General features: G+C 42.1%; 17 protein-coding genes and 3 tRNA genes. 13 read left to right on the top strand and 7 right to left on the bottom strand.

The window, feature by feature from the left end; all coding sequences use genetic code 11:
* Positions 1-2: 2 nt before the first annotated feature.
* Positions 3-1,628 carry an alpha-amylase family protein gene (locus DQQ10_RS02090; protein ID WP_112745136.1) on the bottom strand — a complete coding sequence of 542 codons (1,626 nt, stop codon included), beginning with the start codon at positions 1,626-1,628 and terminating at the stop codon, positions 3-5.
* Positions 1,629-1,717: 89 nt separating this feature from the next.
* On the opposite strand from DQQ10_RS02090, the gene DQQ10_RS02085 reads away from it, so the two are divergent.
* From DQQ10_RS02085 to DQQ10_RS02065, 5 genes are read left to right on the top strand one after another with little or no spacing between them, the layout of a single operon-like run.
* Positions 1,718-2,902, top strand: coding sequence for a D-arabinono-1,4-lactone oxidase (locus tag DQQ10_RS02085; RefSeq protein WP_165823771.1), 1,185 nt, complete (start codon positions 1,718-1,720; stop codon positions 2,900-2,902).
* Positions 2,899-3,276: a sensory rhodopsin transducer gene (locus DQQ10_RS02080; protein ID WP_112745134.1), complete on the top strand. Its 378-nt coding sequence runs from the start codon at positions 2,899-2,901 to the stop codon at positions 3,274-3,276. The genes DQQ10_RS02085 and DQQ10_RS02080 overlap by 4 nt, the downstream gene beginning before the upstream one ends.
* Positions 3,269-3,811 carry a DUF2721 domain-containing protein gene (locus DQQ10_RS02075; RefSeq protein ID WP_112745133.1) on the top strand — a complete coding sequence of 181 codons (543 nt, stop codon included), beginning with the start codon at positions 3,269-3,271 and terminating at the stop codon, positions 3,809-3,811. The genes DQQ10_RS02080 and DQQ10_RS02075 overlap by 8 nt, the downstream gene beginning before the upstream one ends.
* A 27-nt stretch (positions 3,812-3,838) precedes the next feature.
* A complete protein-coding gene (locus DQQ10_RS02070; RefSeq protein ID WP_112745132.1) occupies positions 3,839-4,033 on the top strand; it encodes a hypothetical protein in 195 nt (64 codons plus the stop codon).
* Positions 4,034-4,035: 2 nt separating this feature from the next.
* A complete protein-coding gene (locus tag DQQ10_RS02065; RefSeq protein ID WP_112745131.1) occupies positions 4,036-4,413 on the top strand; it encodes a sensory rhodopsin transducer in 378 nt (125 codons plus the stop codon).
* On the opposite strand, the gene DQQ10_RS02060 is transcribed toward DQQ10_RS02065, so the two are convergent.
* From DQQ10_RS02060 to DQQ10_RS02055, 3 genes are all read right to left on the bottom strand, one after another.
* The gene (locus tag DQQ10_RS02060; protein ID WP_133259508.1) at positions 4,414-4,596 is read right to left on the bottom strand and encodes a hypothetical protein; all 183 of its coding nucleotides are present in this window, start codon (positions 4,594-4,596) and stop codon (positions 4,414-4,416) included.
* A gap of 137 nt (positions 4,597-4,733) precedes the next feature.
* Positions 4,734-4,817: transfer RNA gene (locus tag DQQ10_RS27845), tRNA-Tyr, on the bottom strand.
* A gap of 28 nt (positions 4,818-4,845) precedes the next feature.
* Positions 4,846-4,920 (bottom strand) — tRNA-Pro (locus DQQ10_RS02055).
* A gap of 544 nt (positions 4,921-5,464) precedes the next feature.
* On the opposite strand from DQQ10_RS02055, the gene DQQ10_RS02050 reads away from it, so the two are divergent.
* The 3 genes from DQQ10_RS02050 to DQQ10_RS02040 are packed head-to-tail and all read left to right on the top strand — an operon-like array spanning position 5,465 to position 6,542.
* Positions 5,465-5,737 carry a hypothetical protein gene (locus DQQ10_RS02050; RefSeq protein ID WP_112745129.1) on the top strand — a complete coding sequence of 91 codons (273 nt, stop codon included), beginning with the start codon at positions 5,465-5,467 and terminating at the stop codon, positions 5,735-5,737.
* A gap of 6 nt (positions 5,738-5,743) precedes the next feature.
* On the top strand, positions 5,744-6,040 hold the full coding sequence (locus DQQ10_RS02045; RefSeq protein WP_112745128.1) for a HigA family addiction module antitoxin: 297 nt from the start codon (positions 5,744-5,746) through the stop codon (positions 6,038-6,040).
* On the top strand, positions 6,030-6,542 hold the full coding sequence (locus DQQ10_RS02040; RefSeq protein ID WP_112745127.1) for a GldL-related protein: 513 nt from the start codon (positions 6,030-6,032) through the stop codon (positions 6,540-6,542). The genes DQQ10_RS02045 and DQQ10_RS02040 overlap by 11 nt, the downstream gene beginning before the upstream one ends.
* Before the next feature lie 2 nt (positions 6,543-6,544).
* On the opposite strand, the gene DQQ10_RS02035 is transcribed toward DQQ10_RS02040, so the two are convergent.
* On the bottom strand, positions 6,545-8,263 hold the full coding sequence (locus DQQ10_RS02035; protein ID WP_112745126.1) for a phytanoyl-CoA dioxygenase family protein: 1,719 nt from the start codon (positions 8,261-8,263) through the stop codon (positions 6,545-6,547).
* Between the two features lie 505 nt (positions 8,264-8,768).
* On the opposite strand from DQQ10_RS02035, the gene DQQ10_RS27840 reads away from it, so the two are divergent.
* From DQQ10_RS27840 to DQQ10_RS02025, 3 genes are all read left to right on the top strand, one after another.
* Positions 8,769-8,829 (top strand) — tRNA-OTHER (locus DQQ10_RS27840).
* Between the two features lie 382 nt (positions 8,830-9,211).
* Positions 9,212-10,312 (top strand): slipin family protein, encoded by a 1,101-nt coding sequence (locus tag DQQ10_RS02030; RefSeq protein WP_112745125.1) that lies wholly within the window; start codon positions 9,212-9,214, stop codon positions 10,310-10,312.
* A gap of 55 nt (positions 10,313-10,367) precedes the next feature.
* Complete coding sequence (locus DQQ10_RS02025; protein WP_112745124.1) at positions 10,368-11,774, top strand: RtcB family protein; 1,407 nt, start codon at positions 10,368-10,370, stop codon at positions 11,772-11,774.
* A 46-nt stretch (positions 11,775-11,820) separates the two neighbouring features.
* Here DQQ10_RS02025 and DQQ10_RS02020 read toward each other — a convergent pair whose 3' ends face one another.
* Positions 11,821-12,219: a hypothetical protein gene (locus DQQ10_RS02020; protein ID WP_112745123.1), complete on the bottom strand. Its 399-nt coding sequence runs from the start codon at positions 12,217-12,219 to the stop codon at positions 11,821-11,823.
* 127 nt (positions 12,220-12,346) lie between these two features.
* Between DQQ10_RS02020 and DQQ10_RS02015 the strand changes: the two genes are divergently transcribed.
* Both DQQ10_RS02015 and DQQ10_RS02010 read left to right on the top strand, forming a co-directional pair.
* On the top strand, positions 12,347-12,847 hold the full coding sequence (locus DQQ10_RS02015) for a response regulator (protein ID WP_245970233.1): 501 nt from the start codon (positions 12,347-12,349) through the stop codon (positions 12,845-12,847).
* A 14-nt stretch (positions 12,848-12,861) separates the two neighbouring features.
* Complete coding sequence (locus DQQ10_RS02010) at positions 12,862-15,279, top strand: PAS domain-containing protein (RefSeq protein ID WP_112745122.1); 2,418 nt, start codon at positions 12,862-12,864, stop codon at positions 15,277-15,279.
* Between the two features lie 39 nt (positions 15,280-15,318).
* Here the strand turns inward: DQQ10_RS02010 and DQQ10_RS02005 are convergent, their stop codons facing one another.
* Positions 15,319-15,720, bottom strand: coding sequence for a response regulator (locus DQQ10_RS02005; RefSeq protein WP_112745121.1), 402 nt, complete (start codon positions 15,718-15,720; stop codon positions 15,319-15,321).
* Positions 15,721-15,977 lie beyond the last annotated feature (257 nt).

Genomic DNA, 15,977 nt, shown 5'->3' with positions numbered 1-15,977 from the left:
GTTTAAATTTTGTTTTCAACACGAAGCCATATAAACCCAAAGCCGTCGAGGATGATCAACCCGTCGTGAACCGCGCTTTCACCGTCGCAAAGTATTTCGAATACTGCGCTATGCTCTGGTATAAAGTCGGATAGCGCTAACGTTGTAACTTCGTCTTTGAAATTGTGACAGAAAAACATCTTCACATTGTCATGTTCACATGTATGTGCGAGTATCCCTGATGGCGTATTTTTAGAGAAGCTGTATTTTCCTATTCCAATTTCAGGAGTCTGTTTTCGCGTGGTGATCATTCTTTCAATGAAATTCAACAAGGCATTGGGGTCGCGTTGTTGTGCAAGTACATTGATCCTGGTAAAGGAATATTCGCCTTCCTTGATGATAGGATGGACAATTTTTCGCGCGTTTGCTGTCGAGAATCCTGCATTATGAGAAGACGACCATTGCATAGGCGTTCTCACGGAGACGCGTCCATCCAAGTTGAGATTATCGCCCATACCGATCTCATCTCCATAACGGAGTAACACTGCGCCCGGCAATGCAAATAGGATACTGTAACATAAATGCAATAGACGCGGATCATTTGCCACCATAGGCGCGAGACGTCGTCGGATACCTCTATTGTATATGCGCATTGTTTTTTGTGGTGCATACTGGGAAAACACGAGCGCTCTTTGTTCGTCTGAAAGCAATGTCAATGTCAGTTCATCGTGGTGACGCAAAAAATTTAACCATTGCTGTTGATCATCGCACAACGGTAATTTTTCAAATGCAGCGCGTAAACTTTTCGCATCGCCTTTTGCCAGCGACAGAAATATATGTTGGTTGATGTAGAAGTTAAACAACATATGCATGCGTTGGTTTCTTCGCAGATATAAGCCGATATCTTTCGGAGCGACGTTTGCTTCCGCAAGCAATACAGCATCTGGATTTTTGGAAGCGACGAATGACCGTAGCGTTTCAAAAAAATCATCTAGCATTTTTCGTTGATTGCCACTTGCACCGTCGAGCTCTATGACGCGTTCTGCGGCATCAATTCGAAATCCGTCTACCCGCAAGTAGAGCCAGAACTCAACAATGCGCAGAATTTCTTTGCGCAGTTGTTCACAGGCAATGTTTAGATCTGGTTGTTCTGCATAGAAACGATGGAAGTAATATTGTTGCGCAGCATCATCGTACGTCCACACCTGGTCTTCTTCTCCTGGGAATACGATTTCTTTTTTCTTAAACGGCAGCGGACGATCTGACCAAATGTAAAAACTTCTATAAGGGGAATCTTTACTTTTTCTTGCGTCTAAAAACCAAGGATGCTCTATCGATGTGTGATTGATAACAAGATCGATGATCACGCGAATGCCGAGGTCGTGGCATTTGGACATGAACTGAACGAAATCGCCAAGATCACCAAGGCGACTGTCAACGCTGTAATAATCTTTCACGTCGTAGCCATTGTCTCGATTGGGCGATGGGAAGAATGGCAACAGCCAAATGCATGTGATGCCCAGACCGGAAAGGTAGTCGAGCTTGGAAATAAGTCCTTGAAAGTCGCCCACACCATCACCGTTGGAATCGAGATAAGTTTCTACGTCTAACGAATAGACAATCGCATTTTTAAACCATCGTGTCATCATTTGAGATCCTAATAAACTTGTACCAAATGAGTCATTATTGTCGCCAGTTGGTTTTCCTGATTAGGCATTCAATTTTAAGAGTATACGACATGATGGAATGGGAAAACTGGAGTGGTTCACTGAAATTTTCGCCTGCACAATTTGTGACACCCGATCATGAGGAATATTTGAGAGACATTGTGGCGCGACAATCTGCGAAGGGCGGAAAAATAAAGCTTGCAGCGGCAGGGCATTCATCCTCTCCTTTGGTAGAAACCGATGGATTATTAGTCCATCTAAATCAAATGAAGGGAATTAAAAATATTCATCATAATGGAACGGCTACGCTTTATGCAGGCACAACGGTACATGAATCGAATATGTTACTACAGCAGCATAATCTGGCACTTTTTAACACGGGAGATGTCGACGTGCAAACATTAGCGGGCGCAATTTCGACAGGAACACATGGAAGCGGAAGGAGGTTGCAAAACCTTGCTGCGGTATTGAAAGGTGTAAGAATGATCGACTATAAAGGCGACGTTCATGATTTTAATGACGACAAAAATGCTGATGTGATGAAAGCGATGCGTGTGTCGTTGGGAGCTTTTGGAATTTTTACGGAAATTACCGTGGCAGTTGTGCCATTGTTCCAACTACATCGCACTGAAATGTTCACGGATACAAATACGTGCGTTGAAAACTTTGAACAACTCGCGAATGTAAATAGAAATGTTGATTTCTACTGGTACCCGAGGAGTGACGAAACGAAGATTCGAATTTTGAATGAACCAGGAAAAGGTACAGACCAATTTCATTTTTCGTACTACTGTCGAAAAGATGAAGCGGGAAATGTAGGCGAGATTTTACCGAAGAAGCGAACTTTAAAATTTGATGAGATGGAATATGCTTTGCCTTGGGAGGCAGGGTTATCGTGTTTCGAAGAAGTTCGAAAGCGTGTGAAAGCACGACATCGTAAAAATGTTGCGTGGAGGATTTTAGTGAGGTCAATCGCAGCGGATGAAAATTATCTAAGTCCGCATCAAGGGCGTGATAGTATTTCTATTTCGTTGCATCATAATGCGGGTTTACCATACGAAGCGTATTTCAATGATATCGAACCGATCTTTATTGCGTACGGAGGGCGGCCGCATTGGGCTAAGAAGCATAACATGCGATCAACACAGTTGCAAAAACTTTATCCACGATGGAATGAATTTCATGCGTTGCGAAAAAAGATCGATCCCAATGGTTTTTACATGAACAACCACTTAAAAGAAGTCTTTGAGAAATGATGCACGGTAAAACGATATGGAGTTTTTCGGCAGGACGTATTCCGCTAAATTCTCATGGACCTGAGCCCATGTTTACAAGTCATGATAAAATTTCCATTCTCAATATGACGAATCGCGATGCCGATATAGCGATCAGCATTTTTTATGAGGATGATCGTGAAATGGATGTAAAGAGCATAGTTGTAAAATCGGAGAGGCTCAGGAAGATCAGATTTAACGATCTAATCAATCCGCTACCCATTCCGTTGGATACCCCGTTTTCGTTTGTGCTTGTATCAAGTGTTCCAGTGATCGTACAATTTAGTCGTGTCATTACGGCACAACGCGAATTGGCTGGAATCGTTGTCACACCTTATTATCATCCCCATGAATGACGCTACACCAATGCTTGGAATTTTGTCGAGTATGATTACGCCGGCCGTGTTGATTTTGGCAAGTGGTTCGCTCATCATGACAACATCTCAAAGATTGAGTCGCGTGATTGAGCGCGTGCGTAAAATCTCCGAAGAATTCATGAAGATCGAAAAGAGCAGTGATAAGGAATCTGATAACGAACGGAAAAGAAGAATTCTGTACACGCTCCTTCGCAAAAGTGCAAGACGCAGTAAGTTGCTTACGAGGGCGATGACTACCCTTTATTTGAGTCTGGGTATTTTTATTTCTACGAGTTTAGCAATCGGAATCGTGTCGATAACACATATTCGATTTACCTGGATTCCTACAGCACTTGGGCTGATCGGATCTGTATTTCTTTTCTTTAGTGCGGCGGTGTTAATTGTTGAGTCCAGGCTTACCTATAGTGCGATCACTGACGAGGTAGATTATGTGATTGAATCAAGTAAGAATCATGCCCCGGAGTTGATGAAAAAATCTGTTCGAAGAAACTGGCGAGCGTGGTTAAAGATGTGATGGCATTTCTTTTTTGATGTATAGCGTATGAAAAAAAGTAAAAGCAATACGAGTTTACCGAAGAAAGAGGCCGTAGAAATTCGAAAGGATCTCCAGGATTCGTCAACGGGGAAAGATTTGAGTTACCTGAATGAGCTTCCGCAAATGGGTGGATATGAAGGGGTAAAGGCCGGAGCACCGCCTGCAAAAAAATCTACGGATAGAAACGATGAACGTAAGTGACTATGAAAACAGCTATTGGACATAAAGTTTGGGCTATTCCGGAAGGATACATTCCATCGAGGAGTAACGGTCCATCACCACAAATGACGAGTCATGAAACGGCATGCATACTCAACACAAACGAAGAAGCTGTTCATGTCGAAATCACAATTTATTTCGCTGATAAAGATCCAGTCGGTCCATACAAAGTAAAAGTAGAAGGACGCCGGACGAAGCATGTTCGATTTAATGACTTGTACGATCCTCAACCTATACCCACGGATACGGATTATGCGTCGGTCATTACGGCGGATAGGCCTATCGTTGTACAGCACACACGATTGGATTCACGCCAAGCGGAGAATGCATTGATGAGTACGATGGCATTCCCGATGGATTAATTATTCTTCAGGATTCAACGTACGCTCGTCGTCTATTCCATGTTTTCCGATTTTCTTTGGGTACTGACGAAGCGTGTCAGAGATTTTTTTTCCTTCACCTGGATTGATATCTGGATCAGGCATCTTGTTAAGTGCAGTTGTCTTTTTGTCCAAAGATGGTTGCTTGTTCTTTTCTTTTTTCATGTTGTCTTTTAGAGGTGAAGCCAAAATAACATGCCAAAAGGCTTCACGAATTTCTTCGGAAGCCTGACTAATGCACAACGGCATTCTGGAATTCGTGATGAGCATCAAATCCAATCAGAACGTGAGTCGTGGTTGTGTCGGAGAGGGGTGAATCGAACACCCAAGGCTTAAAAGCATCGGTTTTACAGACCGGTCCGCTTCCACTTACGGGCTACTCTCCGGAACTTTATCGAGCAATACAAATATTTGTCAGGGTGGAAGGATTCGAACCTCCGATCTCTTGCTTCCAATGCAAGCGCGCTCGACCAACTACGCCACACCCTGTAAGAAGAATATTTAAGAACCCACCCGGCTGGAATTGAACCTGCCTCAACGTCAATGAAAATTGACATTCGCCACCAAGGAACATTCGGGTGCTAAAATTTTATGAAGTTTGTTTCATGTTATTTCATTCAAAAAAGTTTCGTTTCAATTTGTGATTGACGCATTATTGGTCATCATCATTTGTACGTTATTCTTTTGGCAAAGCAATTCCACCTCATCAAATAATGAAGAGTAGGGATGGAAAAGCTTGGTCAATAAAAAAGCCCCAAGAAATCTCGGGGCTCTATAGATACAAGTGAATCTAGTCTAATACATTAGCCCCGGAAAATACGTCCAATAACCACCTATGACAGTAAAGCGAATCGCTTCGTGTCTGGGGGAATTTTGAATGGTAGTATTCGGTGTCATGTTTTTTATTTTAACGATACAAACGTAGTGAAGTTTTTTATTTGTTACCTAACGGGTAACAATATTTATTTTTTACTTTTGTGACCCTAACGTAAAAATCCGTTGACGGGTTGTCAACAAAGTATAAAGTTGCGTGATGATCGCATCCATTAAACATAGTGAATTGAAGAACCTTTTCGATAAAGGTACATCGCGCGGTCTTTCGGCTACGTTGAAAAAATCTTTATTACTATGGCTTTCCATCATGCATGCGGCAAAAGATCTTGGTGACGTTACCATTTCAAAAGTGAGCACCCTTGAAGAAGACGGAGAGAGTTATCGTCTCTACGTTCAAGGTCTGGGCACTTTTTCATTTCAATTTGTAGACGGAGAGATACGCCGCCTCAATTATAGACAGGACCTTAAATAAGCATTTATGCCCAGTATACACAGTCCAAGCCACCCCGGTCAAATTCTCGATGAGCTTTATATCAAGCCTCATCATTTAACGATAACCGAGGTGGCCGAGGCATTGGGTGTGGCGCGGAAAAATCTTTACGCCGTTATTAAAGGAGAGTATTCGATTTCTGTCGAGATGGCTTTTAAGCTTAGCAAAGCATTTGATACAACGCCGGAGTTTTGGTTACAAGCACAACTGAATTTCGATTTGGCAAGAGGGTATAAAGAATCGAAGAACATAAAGGTGAAACGATTGATAAAAGATGATGAATAAGTTTCTATTTGTATTAATAGTATTACTTGCGATATTCGGTTTGGTAGATACATTTTTGTTGCCTACGAATGACGATAGGCCCGCTTCATTTGATGCGTTATCGCTAGCGCAGTTTCTTGCTTTTGTCATGATGTTAAAAAACAGCGCGCTTCGTAAGTCCAAGTTCTTTAGATATATGCAGCTCTGTTTTACGGCACTCATCATTGGCGTACTGTTTAAGATACTTCATCTCACAGGTGCAGACCAGATCTTGGTGATATCACTATTTTCTGTCGGCGTTGTCTATACGATCTATTTCTTCTCTAAATCAGAAAAGAATACACTTGACTATTTAAAAGCTTGCATGATGTTTTTCCTATTCGTGATGAAGCCGCTTCTCGAAGATTTTGTGATTCATAGCGATACCGATGTGTTAATTGTAATGATTATCGGTCATGTCCTCGTGTGGGGAACATTTGGGTTGTTCATCTATCAAGGCATCCGACGTCGTTCACTTTTTTAGGATTATTCTTGTTCTGCCCACTGTAAGCCATTTGGTAGCGTCATTGTATTAAACTCGAGATGAAGAACGCGTCTCCGATTTTGGGAGGTGGCTTTCGACGACGCGTGTAAAATCAACGGACGCATTAAATGAACGCCACCAGCTCTCACTTCACAAACGTTGGGTATACTGTTCTTCGTGATCGTTGAAATCTCTTCGTCTGTAAATCGTTTATGATGTGATCCGGGTAGTACTTTCAGTGCACCATTATTTTCATCTGTGTCATCAAGGTGTATTCTGATCGTAAGGGTATTTTTAAGAACTTCATCAGGAGGGCACACACCATGGACGCCGGATTTTTTTGTCCAACCCGTGAACCCTTCCGTTTCAATTTTTTCTGACACATTGATGATGATGTCTTGGTGCCAAGTTACGTACCAGTTGCTAGTGGGTGTTTTGTCAAAGTAGATGGCTTTCGTTAAACGAAGATTGGGTGCTACAGCGTCTAAAATGGTTTTGATATTGGTGTGCTGCAGCAAAAAATTTAATGCAGGAATTTCTTGAAATAGATTTCTAACGGCATGGGTGTCGGTTGGAAGCGCTGCTTTCTTAAAATACTCGTAGATGGCAGTGCGCATGTAGTTCACCTCTTTACGGTTGAATACATGATTGATGATAGAGGATCCTCGATGAATTAATTTTTGCGCGGCGTTAGTGAGCGCTATCGGACTGAACTCGTGCATGTACGATTCTAAGGCATCGGCGAAAATTCCAGTGATGCGCTTTTTTAGTTTCTCGGGAGCCAATATTCTAACACGTGAGCCAAAACCGAGTATTTCCCTTTCAAGTTCGGGGTTAATTTGCACTTTTAATGCGAACACTACGCCACTCGCATCGCTGGATATTTTTTCTTGTGAGTGATGGATCGGCTTCGTTGCGATGTAGGGCGCTGTTTCATGGTCTGCTAGCAGCACAACGTTTTCAACTCTTGCGTTAACATTTATCGTTACACCGAGTGCGTCATTAAAATATTCTGGCAAACTAACTTGGTTTGAAACATACTTAAGCGCGCAAGGTGAAACGGAAATGATTCTATCCAATGCAAGAACCATGATCGGTGTGTTCTTCTTTTTTACGCCCACAACAAACCATCGGTTCCGATATTCTTTCAGGTAGTGAGGGTGGAAGTTAAAAGTATTGGCGCTTCGTGCCTTGAATGATTGATATACAATTTCAATTGCGCACTTATTAATGATGGACTGATATAATGTTTCGATGTACTCAAGGCCCTTCAAGTTTTCATTTTTTTCAAAATCAATTATGGGTTCTTGCTTCGTTTTGGCGGAATGAATTTTGTTTTCAAGTCGTTGCACCATTCCACTCAGTTCTTGGAAATGACTGAATCCTTTAAACTGCCGTAAAATCTCAACCACTTCAGTAAGCTTATTGAGATCTTGATCTGTTAAAGGAATGTTGGTGATCGAATAGTCGGGATCGTCGTAAGTATAGTATTTCTTTTCAAGCACGATGATGGGCGCATTGTATCCGAGTTTGTCGCTGCGCATCATTTGAATATCCATCTGGACAGATCTTTTGCTTAGGCCTTTGTCAATACCTTCATATTCGTAAAGTGCTTCAGAGCACGCTTCTATCAAGTCTTCTAGCGTCCAACGGCGTTGTCTGTTTCTCAGGCAGTTGTCTATGGTTCGATAACGAATCAGGGCGTTCCTATTGACGGGCATAAAAAGAATTTTGATAAAAAAACTAAAAAATATTCACTGCGCAAAAAGACTGCGTAGAAGGGGTTCACCTTTGAGTCATCATTCAAACGGAATGGTATTGTAAATGGCTCTATAGCTTAAAAGGAAAAGTCTATGGTAAAAGTACGTTCCATAGTGTACAGGTAATACGCCGCTACAACTTCGCGTAGTAGTGGCTAGCGTTTGCAGATGCACTGAAATGTCGCTCGGAGAAACAAAGTAAGGAAGCGCATTTATAGCCTTGTTGCCCGAGAGGGAATTCTGGTTCGAATCCAGGTAGAGTCACAACGTCGTGCAAATAATGCCGGCGAAAAATCTTTCACGATTCAAAAGGAACGTGAAAGCGAAGAAAGACAGGACACTAAGACCTGATGTGCGTTTTTTTTTGCGCCATAGTATTGACGGCAATGCTTCTCAATATGCTGCTTAGTGCGATGTTGTTTCAACCATCTACGTGCAGGAGGTTCGAATCCTTCTCTCGCTTTAAGTGAGATAGCTCATTTGGTAGAGCAGTAGGTTGACGTTGTAGGTTCGAATCCTACCCACCTGAACAGTGGTAGCTCAACGGTAGAGCAGTGGACTTTTATCCACCCAGCAGAAGGCGACCCCTTCTAAAATGGTCACTCTTGAAGGTAGTTCGGAGTGTGTTTGATGTATGTATCTCATGCCGCCTGCGGAAATACACCATCAATCATTTGAAAACTAGATCGGTGAGGATACCGAAAGGTGACGCGGAAAACTTTTATCGACGTCGCCTTCTGCGTAAGACACTTGTTTACGTGATGATACGGTGATGAAACTTTTTCAGACAAACCTTTCTAAATCAGCGTTCCGTATTCATTTGATGACATACACCGGATTACCTTTTTTTAAAACAGAATCATAGTCGTCTAAACGATAATGAGATAGATAAAGTAAAATGTTAAAAAAATGAAAAGGATCAGGATTACAACTGGCAGAGTAGGTTTAGTATTCAAAAACGAAAACTATAAACGCGTGTTATCGGAAGGTGCTCATTGGTTGATGCTGAATGAGACGGTATACCAATACGATCTTACAAAACCTTTTCAATCGCCGATTGATTTAAATATACTTTTGCGTGACGCGGCATTAGCCGAGTTGCTGATCGTTGTTGAGGTTCGCGATAATGAAATTGTGTTGCAGCATGAGAACGGAAATTTTAAAACGGTGTTAACAGCAGGACGATACGCATTCTGGAAGGGTGTTACGAAGTATGATTTTGTGAAAGCGGATTTAACCAAAGTCGATATTAATGAAGCGATCGATGTGGCGACGTTGCCACGAAAAGAGTTTGCGCCATTTGTCCGTGTATTTACAGTCGAATCATTCCAGAAAGGAATTTTAATGGTTGATGGTAAGTTGATTAAAGTACTCGACACCGGGCTGTATTACTTCTGGAATAATGCCATAGTGATTACGGTGGTGAAGATTGACCTACGGCAATTGCAGCTCGAGATTTCTGGGCAAGAAATGCTTACGAAGGACAAGGCGGCTTTGCGGATTAACTTTTTTGCGCAGTATCAAGTTGTTGACATTGAGAAAGCACTTGTAGATAACAAAGACTACGAGAAGCAGCTTTATATCTTGATGCAACTTGCACTGCGAGAAATTGTGGGCACGCATACGCTGGATGATCTGCTTGAGAAAAAAGATGCTATCGCTGGTTACGTGATCGAAACCTTGAAGAACAAGACGAATCGCCTAGGCGTACAAATTCGAGATTGCGGCGTGCGTGATATTATCTTGCCAGGCGAGGTGAAAGAGATCATGAATCAAGTGTTGGTCGCGCAGAAAAAAGCGGAAGCCAACGTGATTATGCGTCGTGAAGAAACAGCGTCTACGCGAAGCTTGCTGAATACCGCGAAGTTGATGGAGGACAACGCCATGTTATTTAAATTGAAAGAAATGGAATACGTGGAAAAGATTGCCGACAAAATCAACACGATCTCTTTGTCTGGCGGTACGCAAATTGTTGACCAATTAAAAGAGATCTTTATCCCTAGAAAATAATTTTACATCAGGCACCTAGCGTAAATTTGCTGGGTGCCTACAAAAATATTACAAAATGAAATTGACAGGACATGACTTGCTGGCAATAGGTTTTCCGGAAGGGAATGCGTTGGGGTTAGCGTTGACGTTGATAGAAGAAAAATATTCGACTGCGCCATTAGTGGAGAAAATCCAGATACTGAAAAAGATCGTTGCCAATACGGAGGCTTTCATTGATGACGAAACATTTGGCCCAGTAGCCGTTGCGTTGCAAAAGCCGGCCATTGATGTGAAAGAACTCCATGCCTCGGCAATGCCTTATCAGATTTATGGCGCTGAAGCTATTGAGCAAGGTGCGTTAGACCAAATGGAAACGGCGATGCGACTTCCCGTGACGGTAGCCGGTGCGTTGATGCCAGATGCACATCAAGGTTATGGATTGCCGATTGGTGGTGTGCTGGCTACGCGGAATGCGGTGATACCTTACGGCGTAGGCGTTGATATCGGATGCAGAATGTGCATGACGATTTATGATATTCCACCATCGCAACTAGAAACACGCGTAGATGAATTCAAAAAGATATTGTTGAACAATACGCAATTTGGTGTAGCCACTTTCAAGAGACCTAAAGATCATGCGATCTTCGAGAGAAAAGAGTTTTCTGAATTGGAGATTGTTCGTTCTTTAAAGGATCGTGCGTGGCAACAAATCGGATCTTCAGGTGGTGGTAATCACTTCGTTGAATTTGGGGTAGTGGAAATCACGAATGCCATAAATGAATTTAACCTTTCACCAGGGATTTATCTTGCCTTGTTATCGCACTCGGGATCGAGAGGTTTAGGTGCAAATATCGCGCGGCACTACACGCAAATAGCGATGAATACTTGCAAGCTTCCACAGGTAGCAAAGCATTTAGCTTGGTTAGATCTTGATAGCGAAGCGGGACAAGAATATTGGTTAGCGATGAATCTTGCTGGTGATTATGCTTCGGCTTGCCATCATCAAATTCATGAACGAATTGCGATAGGACTTAGAACTACGCCGCTAGCGATGATCGAGAACCATCACAACTTTGCTTGGAAGGAAAAAGATGCGCAGGGTGATGAATTGATCGTGCATCGTAAGGGAGCAACACCTGCGGGTAAAGGCGTTCTCGGAATTATTCCTGGATCGATGGCGACCCCTGGATTTATTGTACGTGGTAAAGGACTTGCTGCATCAATCAATTCTGCATCGCATGGCGCAGGAAGAACAATGTCGCGTACCAAGGCAAAGCAAACAATTTTGCAGGGTACGGTGAACAAGTTTTTGAAAGCAGCGGGTGTTGAACTAATTGGCGCCGGGCTAGATGAAGCCCCGATGGCGTATAAGGATATTCATCAGGTGATGGATCATCAAAAAGATCTTGTCGAAGTGCTGGGGTCATTTATGCCGAAAATTGTTAGAATGTGTGGCGATAAACGATTTCAAGAAGTAGATTAGTAAGGAGCAGGACCGGGACAGAAGTTTCGGTCCTGTTTTTTTATTGTTAAGTTTTTGATTCGGCTTTAAGCGGATGGGTAAAAAGTACGCGTGCAAACCATAACGCGTAAACGCAATAGAGTGCGGTGAGTATGTAGATCACGTATCCGTCCGTTCTGATGTAGGTCAATGATTTTGCGAGTGCAAGTCCACCGACGGTGAAGTGAAGAAAATTTGCGAGTGCTAATGGTCTTGCATAGATACCTCCAATGATGATTCCTTTAGACATCCAATTTAAGATGGCAAGCGAAAGATATGCGGCGCCGAGAAGCTGGATCATGGTTGGTAATAGGTCAACACTTTGCTGACCAAAGCTGGCAAGAAGTTCCTGTGGTGCAAAACTGCAGATGAGTCCTAATACGCCAACAACGATTGCACTGGAAGAGAGGAGGATTTTTGTATTCATTTGAAATATTGAGCCGAAAAATTACTGAATTCAAAAGCATCGTAAAAGCTGATCTGCCTATGAAAAACCAGTAGTTCATTCATTTGTGAAGTGCAGCTAAATAACTACCTTGGCCCACTGTTATCACGTGGCGCCTTCGCTAGTTGTGCCCGAGGGTGATGACATAAATCTTTTTGCTGCAAATCTTCCGATGAGCAATCCAATAAATGTACTTCTTGCCGATGATGATCGGGACGATTGCCTTCTGTTTGAAGATGCATTAGCCGAACTTCCTTTTCAGTCGAAATTGTCGCTCGTTCATGATGGCGAACAATTATTGAGCTTTCTTGCCAAGACATCGTCACTACCCGACATTCTCTTTTTAGATTTAAATATGCCACGGAAGAACGGCTTCGACTGTCTCAAGGAGATCAAGAAAGATTCGCGCATCGACGAATTGCCCGTCGTCATCTTTTCGACCTCTTTTGATCTTGATGTTGTCAAACTTCTTCACAGTAAGGGCGCTCACTTGTACGTTCGCAAGCCCGACGATTTCACCAACCTTAAGAAAGTAATCAGTAAAGTCCTTGATCACGATTTTAAGAACGACGGAAGCGTAGCATTGGATAAATTTGTGATCAGACCTTAACGTGACCTTCGGCGATGAATCAGAAAATGCAAGATCTTATTTACAGTAAAGACTGGTCTAGCACACCTGTTGGCGCGCGTGAGCACTGGCCACCCATGCTTACCACAATGGTGGAATTGATGCTGCATTCAAAATTTCCGATGTTTTTGTTTTGGGGCTCTGAACTTACTTGTTTTTACAACGACGCATTCAAACCAAGCCTGGGTGTAAATGGTAAACATCCTTCTATTTTGGGAAGTCGTGGTAGTGAAGGATGGTCAGAAATATGGGAGATCATCAAGCCCCTGATTGATCAGGCTTTAAGTGGCGAAGCGATATGGCGTGAAGATTTGCTCGTACCTTTCTATCGCAACGGAAGAATCGAAGATATTTATTGGACGTTTAGCTACAGTCCCATTCCAGATGTAGATCGAAAAGTCTGCGGTGTTCTCGTGATCTGTCATGAGACTACTGAGAAGGTATTGAACACACAGAGACTTGAGAAAAGCGAGAACAAGTTTCGCGACATCGTATATCAAGCGCCAATCGGTATTGTTATTTTTCGTGGCCCGAAGTTCATTGTTGAGATGGCCAACGAAACGTATCTTGAACTAATCGATAAGCACGAGGAAACTGTACTCAATAAACCTTTCTTCGAAATACTTCCGGAAATAGAATCAACCATAGGACCATTGCTGATGCAGGTGATGGAAAGTGGAGTTCCCTACTACGGAAAAGAGTTTAAAGTGAATTTGCTTCGTCGTGGCATCATTGAAGAGCGATATTTTAATTTTGTTTACCACCCACTACGGGAGCACAACGGTGCGATATCGGGTGTAATCGCGGTGGCTTCGGAAGTCACGGATCAGATTGCTGATAAATTCAAAATTCAAGAAAGCGAAAAGAAGTTTAAAGATCTGGTGATGATGTCGCCGATCCCCATGACTATTTTCAAAGGTGAGGACTTTGTTGTAGAGGTTGCCAACAAAGTAATGTTCGAAAAAATTTGGCGAAAGAATCCTGACGATGTTGTTGGTAAGAAAATACTTGAAGTCTTTCCGGAACTGAATGATCAGAAATATCCAGCCCTGCTAAGACGAGTTTATACAACGGGAATCATTCATAATGAGAAAGAGGCTCCAGCGTTGGTACATGGAGATGATGGTATCAAAATGTTTTATCTTGATTTCGAATATACACCGTTGCATGATGTGTCAGGTAACGTTTGGGGAATCATGATTACGGTGAATGATGTAACAGAAAAAGTAGAAGCCAGGAAACGTATTGAGGAGAGTCAACAACGATTAAACATTGTGATTGATGCAAGTGAGTTAGGTATTTGGGAGGTAAATTTCGTAAATCAAGAAATTAGCTATTCGGATCGATACTTGCAGATCTTAGGCTACCAAGAAAGGGTATCACTAACGCACGCGGAGATTCTCAAACATATTCATCCCGATGACATGCCCGTAAGAGAAGCGGCATATAAAAGAGCACTTGCAACGGGTATCCTACACTACGAGGCACGCTTAATTTGGAATGACGGTACTACGCATTGGATGGAAGGCAAGGGGAAGGTATTTTTTGATGATCAACACGCTCCAATTCGCATGGTGGGTACATTGCGCGATATTACTGAGCAAAAGCAGCAAGAAGCAATTCAAAAAAGTTTTACCGCGGAATTAGAACGGCAAGTGTTTGAGCGCACGCGTGAGCTTGAATTTAAGAATAGAGATCTTGAGAAAATGAATGCTGAGCTGCAGTCATTCGCCTATGTTTCAAGTCACGATTTACAGGAACCACTTCGGAAAATACAGACATTTGCTTCGCGAATTAAAGAGAAAGAAAATCTCTCAGAGAGAGGGCAAGATTATTTTAATCGCATGCAAGATGCGGCAAATAGAATGAAGAATTTGATTCAAGATCTATTGGCGTATTCTCGAACGAGTAAAGTCGAACCCGAATTTGAAGAAGTGTCACTCAGTTTGATCGTCGAAGAAGTGCGTAATGATTTTCAAGAATCGCTCGTTGAAAACAACATCATTATAGAATTTGGACATTTGCCAGTGGTGAGAATAATTCCGCTTCAATTCAGACAAGTGATGTACAACTTGATAAGCAATGGGATCAAGTTTTCGAAAAAAGACAGGACTTCAAAAATTGCAATTACGGCTACGCCACATATTCCAGGCGCTTTATTAAAGGATAAATTTTTAGCACCGGATCATTTTTACACGCATATCATCGTAGCCGACAACGGCATCGGATTCGATAATAAATACAAAGACAAAATCTTTGAAGTTTTCCAACGACTTCATGGTCGCCATGAATATTCAGGAACTGGCGTTGGACTCGCTATCGTAAAGAAGATTGTCGAAAATCATAATGGATTTATTGAAGCGGAAAGTATGTTGGGTGAGGGTGCTACTTTCAATATTTACCTCCCTGAATGATTCATTTTCGCTTCAAGGATGTGATGCGTGCTTTTATTACTATTTGTTTTCAACTTTATTCCAAAAATACTTTTCGATTAGTTTTCCAAGTTCGAAAAGATCCAGCGGCTTCGGTAAATGCTCATTCATACCAGCCTCTTTGATTTCTACTGTGTGAGCTTTTGTATCATACGACGTCAATGCGAAAATTGGAACAGTACGAGAGTATTCGTCTTGTTCTTCACGAATCCATCGTGCAGCATCTAGTCCATCGGTCTCAGGCATGTTGATGTCCATTAACACGAAATCGAAGTCGTGTGTTTTGAGCGCTTTGATTGCTTCGACCCCGTTATTCACTGTTTCATGACGAATGCCCACAGAGTCTAATTTCTTTTGAACAATCAACTGATTGGTTTCATCATCTTCAACAATGAGAATCTTTAGGAATGAATATTTTTTCATAGCAGTCGAGTTTGGTTAACGGAATTAGATCGATGAATTTACGAAAGTTGATCTGCTTGATCAACGACGATGAATTATTTAACCATAACTGCTTTATGTTTTAAGCGAATGAAGCAAAATCTAGAAAAATAACTTTGTTCTAATGGCTGCTTGTTAGGTTGTAAGTAGCAGGTCAAGCGGTCTTATTTATGCCGAATTCATTCGTCTAGTGATGAGGCCAATCGATATGCTTTGAAAGAAAAGTTTTTCCAATCACC

This window comes from Pseudochryseolinea flava (assembly GCF_003286915.1).
In the GTDB taxonomy this organism is placed as follows: Bacteria; Bacteroidota; Bacteroidia; order Cytophagales; family Cyclobacteriaceae; genus Ohtaekwangia; species Ohtaekwangia flava.
Note: the sequence above shows the minus strand (reverse complement) of the source record. Positions and strands in the feature narration are given on the sequence as shown.